At 52.0% G+C, this 1,442-nt stretch carries 2 protein-coding genes; both read left to right on the top strand.

Going from position 1 to position 1,442, the window contains the following annotated elements:
- On the top strand, positions 1 to 565 hold a 565-nt coding region (locus tag KNO86_RS14890), incomplete at its 5' end, for a helix-turn-helix domain-containing protein (RefSeq protein WP_483297462.1).
- Positions 562 to 1,404 carry an IS3 family transposase gene (locus KNO86_RS14885; protein WP_483297461.1) on the top strand — a complete coding sequence of 281 codons (843 nt, stop codon included), beginning with the start codon at positions 562 to 564 and terminating at the stop codon, positions 1,402 to 1,404. The genes KNO86_RS14890 and KNO86_RS14885, both read left to right, overlap by 4 nt.
- The last annotated feature ends 38 nt before the right edge of the window (positions 1,405 to 1,442 follow it).

Raw genomic sequence — 1,442 nt, 5'->3', positions numbered from 1 at the left:
TGAACTGCCCCATAAAAGTTGGACACGAAAATCCAACTTTTATGGGGTGTTTTTTATGACCAAATATTCAAAGGCATTGAAAGTCCAGATTGTCGAACGCTATCTGACAAGTAAGGATGGCTACAAAACGTTGGGGAAAGAGTTCGGGGTGAGTCATCATCAGGTACGTATTTGGGTGCTTCTCTACGAACGGTGGGGCGAGACGATCTTCGATCCGTCCTATACAGTCCACTCACAGACGTTTAAACTGAGGGTACTAAAAGACATGGCGGAAAACGGGCTGTCTCTGGTTGATGCGGCCCTGAAGTACAGAATCTCCTCTACCGGGATGATCGCCAAATGGCGATCCGCGTATGAACGGGAGGGACCCGAGGGACTGGTCGCCAAGCCGAAAGGACGTGCCCCGATGCCGAGACGGAAGAAGCAGGAACCCAAAGAGATGACGGAGGTCGAGAAGCTCAAGGAACGGGTCGAGTTCCTCGAGATGGAGAACGCAGCGTTAAAAAAATTGAAAGCCTTGGTTCAAGAAGAGGAAGCGCGACGAACCGGATCAAGGCCCAAGTGATCGACGCGCTAAGGACCACCTATCCTGTGCCGGGGCTCCTCCAGGTGCTCGATATGGCTCGAAGCGTCTATTACTATTGGCGAACGCGCCTGACGGCCGATGACAAGTACGCGGACGTGAAGGAAGCGATCCGGACCCTCTTCCACGAACACGAGGGACGTTGTGGCTATCGGCGCATCCATGCGCTCCTCGAGCGCCAAGGCTTCAGGCACGACCCGAAGACCGTATTGCGTCTCATGGACGAGCTCGGTCTCAAGTGCCTCGTCCGCATGAAGAAATATCGGTCCTACAAAGGAGAGGTCGGAACGATCGCACCGAACCTCCTTGAACGAGATTTCCAGGCCACGGGCCTAAACCAGAAGTGGGTGACCGATGTCACCGAGTTCCATCTTTTCGGGGAGGTACTCTATCTCTCACCGATGATGGACCTGGCAAATCGGGAAATTATCGCCTATTCGATGTCCGATAAGCCCAGGTATCCCTTCATCAGCGAGATGTTGGACCAAGCCATCGCAAGACTCGACAGTGATAGGAGGCCAATCCTCCATTCTGACCAGGGCTGGCAATACCAATTCCGAGCGTTCACGACGAAGCTACGCGAACACGGCATTACCCAAAGTATGTCCCGAAAGGGCAACTGTCTCGACAACGCGGCCATCGAGAGCTTCTTCGCCGTGCTCAAGTCCGAGCTCCTTTACCTTAGAAAGTTTAAGGATATGCCTCATTTCAAACAGGAGCTCGAGCGCTACATCGAGTATTACAATCATCGTCGCATCAAGAAAAGACTAAAAAACCTGAGCCCGGTTGAATACCGGACGCAGGTTCTAAAAGTCGCTTAACAAAATTATTTAGTGTCTAACTTTTTTGGTTCAGTTCA

It is taken from the genome of Exiguobacterium sp. s160 (genome assembly GCF_018617575.1).
Classification (GTDB): Bacteria; Bacillota; Bacilli; order Exiguobacteriales; family Exiguobacteriaceae; genus Exiguobacterium; species Exiguobacterium aestuarii_A.
Note: the sequence above shows the minus strand (reverse complement) of the source record. Positions and strands in the feature narration are given on the sequence as shown.